This is a genomic window from Phenylobacterium sp., from assembly GCF_036821595.1.
Lineage (GTDB): Bacteria > Pseudomonadota > Alphaproteobacteria > Caulobacterales > Caulobacteraceae > Phenylobacterium.
Genome location: NZ_DAISJG010000102.1, coordinates 1 through 5,826 on the forward strand (window position 1 = coordinate 1; position 5,826 = coordinate 5,826).

Consider the following 5,826-nt stretch of genomic DNA (forward strand, 5'->3'; position numbering starts at 1 on the left):
GCCCGGCCCGCAGCCGGGCGACCCGGCCCCGCCGCCGCCGGCGGGGACCCCCAGCGACAAGAAGAAGCCCGACGCCGCCAAGACGGCCGGCGGCGCTGTGGGCGGCGTGCTGGGCAGCGCGGCGGGCGCGGCCGGCGGCCCGCTGGGCAGCGCCGCGGCGGGCTTCGTCGGCGGCAAGATCGGCCGGGGAACGGCCGGGGTGCTGAAAAAGGTGTTCGGCGGCGGCAAGAAGAAGGACGAGGTCGAGCAGGCCGCCACGCCAGCGGCCGACGCCGCCGTGGACGCGGCGGCGGCAGAGCCGGTCCCCGCTCCGCCCGCGGTTCCGGCGCCCGAGGCCGACGTCGAGGCCGCGCCCCTGGAGGCGCCGGCGACCTAGCGTCCCGGCTGGACCGGCGAGCGCCTGACCGTGAGACCGCCGGGAAGCCGCGCCTCGTAGGCCGGAAAGCGCGGATCGGGACGCATGTAGTCGGTGGAGACGTATTGGGCGCCGGAGGCGAAGGCGGCCGCCTGGCGGGCCCGGTCGTTGGTCCGGGCCTCGACCGTGTCGGCGTCGGCGCGAGTGCGCACGATCAGGCCGGCCTTCACCGCCGCGGCGATGCGGGCCTGCTGTTCCACCGGCTCGTTCAGGGTGATGTAGCCGGCGGCCGGCGAGGTCTCCTCGATGTTCACGAAGGCCACGCGCCCCTCCAGCACCTTGCGCGCGCCACGATAGCGGGCGACCTGGTCGGGCGGGCAGTCGCAGGCGAACATCACCTTGCCGCGGGCCTGGCCCAGGGTCGGCCAGGCGCCGGCGGCCACGGCGGCCTTCAGGCTCGGATGGCGGCCCTGCACCCCGTCGGGCGTGATCAGGGCCGCCTCCGGGAAGACGGCGCGGATCTCGGCGTCGATGGCGTCCATGGCGGGGGCGTCGAAGGCCGGCGCCGTGACGCCGCCCGGAATGCCCACGGCGCCCTCCTTGAGGTTCAGCAGGATGAGCAGCGGCGCGTGGTCGGGACGGGCCTGCGACCAGGCGCGGACCTGCCGCAGGCACTCGGCGAACAGCGGGCAGACCGAGCGGTAGTCGACGTCCTGGGCGTGCAGCACCTTGAGACCCGGGCCGCGGAGCGGGGCGAGGTCATAGGGCGTGGTGTCCCTGACCATCCGGCGGAACACCGGATCGGCGTAGAGCCCACCCGCCGGGTCGTAGGCCAGGTCGAGCTCCAGTTGCCGGGCGCCCGCGTCGAGCTGCTCGGCCAGCGGGCGGTGGGCATAGTCGAGCGCGTCGGCCTGCTTGGGGTTGGCCGAGCGCAGCAGGGCCATCTCCTTCTCCGCGATCGGCAGCTTGTAGGAGTTGTGGGTGCCGACCGCCTGGATGGCGTTCATCGGCAGGGCGTCGACCGCCGCGCGCGTGCAGCCGGGCTCGCCCGACGGGCGCTCCAGGTCGCAGGCGGCGGTGATGGCGGCGGCGGCGAAGAGGGCGGTGAGCATCGACAGGGTCTCCGGGGAGTCGCCAGTGTCGCCAACCTGGGGCCGTCCTGCGACGGAATATTCAGGGCTGGTTAAGCATAGACCCCTGGTTGCGATATCTAAACTTTAAGAGGTGAGACCTAGCCTGATAATCATCAGCAAGCTGGGCCGAGGGGCGCATGAGCGAGGACATAGCCAGCAGCCGGCGCGACCTGGTCGCCCGGGTGGCCACGCTGGAGCTCCTGGTATCCGACCTGATCGACCTGCTCTGGAAGGTCGACGCGAAGGGCATGGAGCGCCTGGCCGACGACGCCGCGCAGGACCTGGAGATCCAGAACACGCGCATCCTGGCGGCCGCCGAGCACCAGCGCGAGCGCCTGTTCACCGTGCTGGCGGAGCGCCGGCGCAAGCTGAAGCACCGCCGCCGCGCCCGCGAGGACGAGGCCGCCTGAGCGCCTCTGGAGCCGCAGATTTCGCATTCTCCGGCCGTCTCACTCCGGCGCGGAGACGGCGGGGCGCCGCCCCAAGCTCCCCGCCCACGGCGGCGCCCCTCCATTTCCCGCGTGGAAACCGAGGGTTAATCGGCAGGCTGTAGCGTGACGGTCCCATCTGGGTCTTTGGAGCGCCCGCTTGTCCCTCGCCGCGTCCCGGCTGCTCGGCTTCGCCTTCGCGAACGCCGACCTCCTCGTCGAGGTCGGGACCGACGGACGTATCGCCCTCGCCATCGGCGCCAGCGAGATCGTCTCCGGCGCCGCCGAGGGCGAGCTGAAGGGCCGGGCCTGGTCCGACTTCATCAGCGCCGACGACCTGCCTATGGTCGACGCCCTGTTCGACGGCCTGGAGGACGGGACCCGCGCGGGCCCGGTCATCGCCCGGCTCGCCAGGCCGAAGGACGGCAAGGAACGCGCCGTCTCGCTGGCCGCCCTGCGCCTGCCCGGCAACGGCGGGGCCGTGTCCTGCGTGCTGTCGGCCGCCGCCGCCGAGAGTGCGCCCAAGGCCGGCGAGCTGCACGAGCGGGAAGCCTTCGAGGAGATGGCGCTGCAGCTCCTCAAGACCGCCAAGTCCGGCGGGACCGAGTTGGAGCTGGCCATGCTGGACATGGCCGGGCTGGAGGCCGCCCGCCAGAAGGCCTCGCCCGCCGACCGCGCGGCCCTGGACCGACGCCTGACCGGAGCCCTGCGCGCCGAGGCCTACGGCGGCTCGGCCGCCACCGCCCTGGGCGACGAGCGGTTCGCCCTGGTGCGCGCCCGCGGGGAGGCCATGGGCGCCCTGGTGCAGCGGGTGACGAAGCTCGTCCAGGCCGCCACGCCTCAGCCCATCAAGCCCACGGCCGAGGCCATTCCGCTGCAGGCCGACGGCGACCGTCAGGCGGTGCGGGCCCTGCGCTACTGCCTGGACAGCTTCCTGCGCGAGGGCCCGGGAGCGGCGACTCCCGCCAACCTCTCGGAGGCGCTGAGCCTGTCCATGGAACGCACCCTCGACGAGGTGGGCGCGCTCGGCCAGGCGATCCGCAACAAGGAATTCAAGCTGGTCTTCCAGCCGGTGATCGCCCTCGGCACCGGCGGCCTGCACCACTACGAGACCCTGGTCCGCTTCGGCGACCAGGGCAGCCCCTTCCCGATGATCCGCATGGCCGAGGAGATGGACCTCATCGAGGCCCTGGACATCGCGATCCTGGAGCGCTCGCTGGAGGTCCTGTCCAAGCGGCCGGGGTTGAAGCTGGCGGTCAACGTCTCCGGACGCACCATCGCCAGCAGCGACTTCATCGACCGCGCCTGCGAGCTGATCCACGGCCATCCGAAGGCCCGCGGCCGGCTGATGTTCGAACTCACCGAGAGCTCGGCCCTGGACGATCTGAAGCTCGCCGACCGCCACCTGACGGCGCTGCGAAACGAGGGCTGCGAGATCTGCCTGGACGACTTCGGGGCGGGCGCGGCCTCGCTCGCCTACCTGCAGCAGCTGAAGCTCGATGTCCTGAAGATCGACGGCCGCTACATCCGCGACCTGCAGCAGGGCGGGCGGGAGGCGACCTTCGTCAAGCACCTGGTCTCCATGTGCAAGGAGCTGGGCATTCGCACCCTGGCCGAGATGGTGGAGACCGACGGGGCCGAGGCGGCGGTGCGCGACGCCGGCGTCGACTTCGCCCAGGGCTGGCTCTACGGCCGGGCCACCGACGAGCCGGTCTGGACGCCCAAGCGCGTCGAGGACCCGGCATCACAAGACGGTCAAGTGGCGCTTCGTCCGTCGATGCGCCGCTAGCCGCGCGCGATTTCCGGGCATAGGGTTCCTGCCAAGGGCGGCGTAGGCCAGCTCTCACTGGTCGTACGAACCGTCCGCCACCGCGCCCTGGAGGCGTCCCGTCCCCTCGGCGCCTGAGGTGATGGGAGCGACCAAATGCCAATCCAGTCACAGGGGTCCGTTCGGGCGCTTGCGCTCGTGGGCCCCACAAGCGCCGGCAAGACCACCCTTCTCGAGGCCCTGCTCCTGGCGACCGGCGCGGTGCACGCGCGGGCCGGCGGCGGCGGCGAGATGGTGGGCGATTCAAGCCCCGAGGCCCGCGCCCGCGGCCACTCGGTGGAACTGAACCTCGCCAGCTTCGAATTCCTGGGCGACCGCTATGCGGTGGTCGACTGTCCGGGCTCCCTCGAGTTCTGCGCCGACGTGGACGCGGCCCTGCCGGCCGTGGACCTCGCGATCGTTGTGGCCGAGCCCGATCCCAACAAGGCCCAGCTCCTGCAGCCGACCCTACGGGAGCTGGAGCGGCTGGGCGTGCCCCACGCCCTCTTCATCAACAAGATGGACCAGGCCCGCGGCTCCCTGCAGGAGCTGCTGGACGCGCTGGCCCCGGTGAGCTCCGCGCCGCTGGTGGCGCGCCAGATTCCCACCTGGGAGGGCGAGCACGTCACCGGCTACATCGACCTGGCGCTGGAGCGGGCCTTCGTCTACCGGCCGGGCCAGCCGTCCGAACAGGTGGACATCCCCGGCGACCTGCGCGACGCCGAGGCCGACGCCCGCTTCCACATGCTGGAGCAGATCGCGGACTTCGACGACGAACTCCTGGAGCAGCTCCTCTCCGACGTGACCCCGAGCCGCGACGCGGTGTTCGCCGACCTGGTGCGGGAGATGAACGACGGCCTGATCGTGCCGGTGTTCTTCGGCTCGGCGGCCAACGGCTTCGGCGTGCGCCGGCTGCTGAAGGCGCTGCGCCACGAGACCCCCCTGCCCGACCGCGCAGCCGAGCGCCTGGGCGTGTCGAAGGGGGCCTATGTGCTGAAGGCCGCCTACGCCGGCCAGTCCGGCAAGCTGGCCTACGCCCGGGTGTTCGGCGGCAAGCTGGACGACGGGGCGGAGCTGGTGCTGCCCACCGGCGAGCGCTGCCGGGCCGGCGGCCTCTCCGCCGTGCAGGGTGGACAGCTCAGGAAGATCGTCTCGGCGGCGCCCGGAGAGGTGGCGGCGATCGGCAAGGTGGAGCAGGCGGCCGCCGGCCAGATCCTGTCGCTCACCGGCCAGCCGCAGCAGCTGCAGCACGCGGTCCGCCCGAGGCGGCCGCTGTTCGCCGTGGCGCTGTCGGCCCGCAACCGCAAGGACGACGTCCGGCTCTCCGGCGCGCTCTCCAAGCTGATCGAGGAGGATCCGGGCCTGTCGCTGACCCACGATCCGGAGGCCCGGCAGGTGCTGCTGGCCGGCCAGGGCGAGGGTCATGTGCGCCTGGCGCTCGAGCGGCTGAGGCGGCGGTTCGGCGTGGAGATCGACACCCAGGACCCCAAGACCCCCTACCGCGAGACCATCCAGCGCGGCGCGACCCATCGGGCGCGGCACAAGAAGCAATCCGGCGGCCACGGCCAGTTCGCCGACGTGACCATCGAGATCCGGCCCCTGCCGCGCGGCTCCGGCTTCGTCTTCCAGTCGAAGATCGTCGGCGGCGCGGTGCCCAAGCAGTGGGTCCCCGCCGTCGAGCAGGGTGTCCGCGACGGGCTTGAGAAGGGGCCGCTGGGCTTTCCGGTGACCGACCTGGAGGTGACCCTCACGGACGGCCAGACCCACAGCGTGGACTCCTCGGAAATGGCCTTCCGCATCGTCGGCCGGCTGGCCATCGAGGAGGGGCTGAAGGCCTGCGGCTCGATCCTGCTGGAGCCGATCGAGAAGCTGACGGTGTATTCGCCCTCGCCCAGCGCCTCGAACGTCACCTCGGCGCTCACCGCCCGGCGGGGCCAGATCCTCGGCCTCGCCCCGCGGGAGGACTGGCGCGGCTGGGAGCGGATCGACGCCTACCTGCCGCAGAGCGAGCGCCAGCACCTGATCGCCGAGTTGCGCGGCCTGACCCAGGGGCTCGGCGCCTTCGAGGCCGACTTCGACCACATGAGCGAGCTGACCGGCCGC

4 protein-coding genes and 1 pseudogene are annotated in these 5,826 nt (G+C 72.5%); 4 read left to right on the forward strand and 1 reads right to left on the reverse strand.

The features are described 5' to 3' along the window. Positions 1–376: pseudogene (locus tag V7Z97_RS18820) on the forward strand (hypothetical protein); the annotation flags it as partial. Here the strand turns inward: V7Z97_RS18820 and V7Z97_RS18825 are convergent. Continuing rightward, entirely contained in the window at positions 373–1,467 is a 1,095-nt protein-coding gene (locus tag V7Z97_RS18825; protein ID WP_334164977.1) for a phosphatidylinositol-specific phospholipase C1-like protein, read from the reverse strand. The pseudogene V7Z97_RS18820 and the gene V7Z97_RS18825 sit on opposite strands and share 4 nt — an antisense overlap. A gap of 158 nt (positions 1,468–1,625) precedes the next feature. On the opposite strand from V7Z97_RS18825, the gene V7Z97_RS18830 reads away from it, so the two are divergent. The 3 genes from V7Z97_RS18830 to V7Z97_RS18840 form a co-directional block, all read left to right on the forward strand. Further along, a complete protein-coding gene (locus V7Z97_RS18830) occupies positions 1,626–1,898 on the forward strand; it encodes a hypothetical protein (protein ID WP_334164978.1) in 273 nt (90 codons plus the stop codon). Between the two features lie 178 nt (positions 1,899–2,076). Then, positions 2,077–3,705, forward strand: coding sequence for an EAL domain-containing protein (locus V7Z97_RS18835; RefSeq protein WP_334164979.1), 1,629 nt, complete (start codon positions 2,077–2,079; stop codon positions 3,703–3,705). A gap of 135 nt (positions 3,706–3,840) precedes the next feature. Beyond that, a partial coding sequence (locus V7Z97_RS18840) for an elongation factor G (protein ID WP_334164980.1) occupies positions 3,841–5,826 on the forward strand: 1,986 nt, incomplete at its 3' end.

Coding starts and splice junctions, on each gene's coding strand:
- V7Z97_RS18830 (WP_334164978.1), top strand. CDS start 1,626: ATGAGCGAGGACATAGCCAGCAGCCGGCGCGACCTGGTCGCCCGGGTG.
- V7Z97_RS18825 (WP_334164977.1), bottom strand. CDS start 1,467: ATGCTCACCGCCCTCTTCGCCGCCGCCGCCATCACCGCCGCCTGCGAC.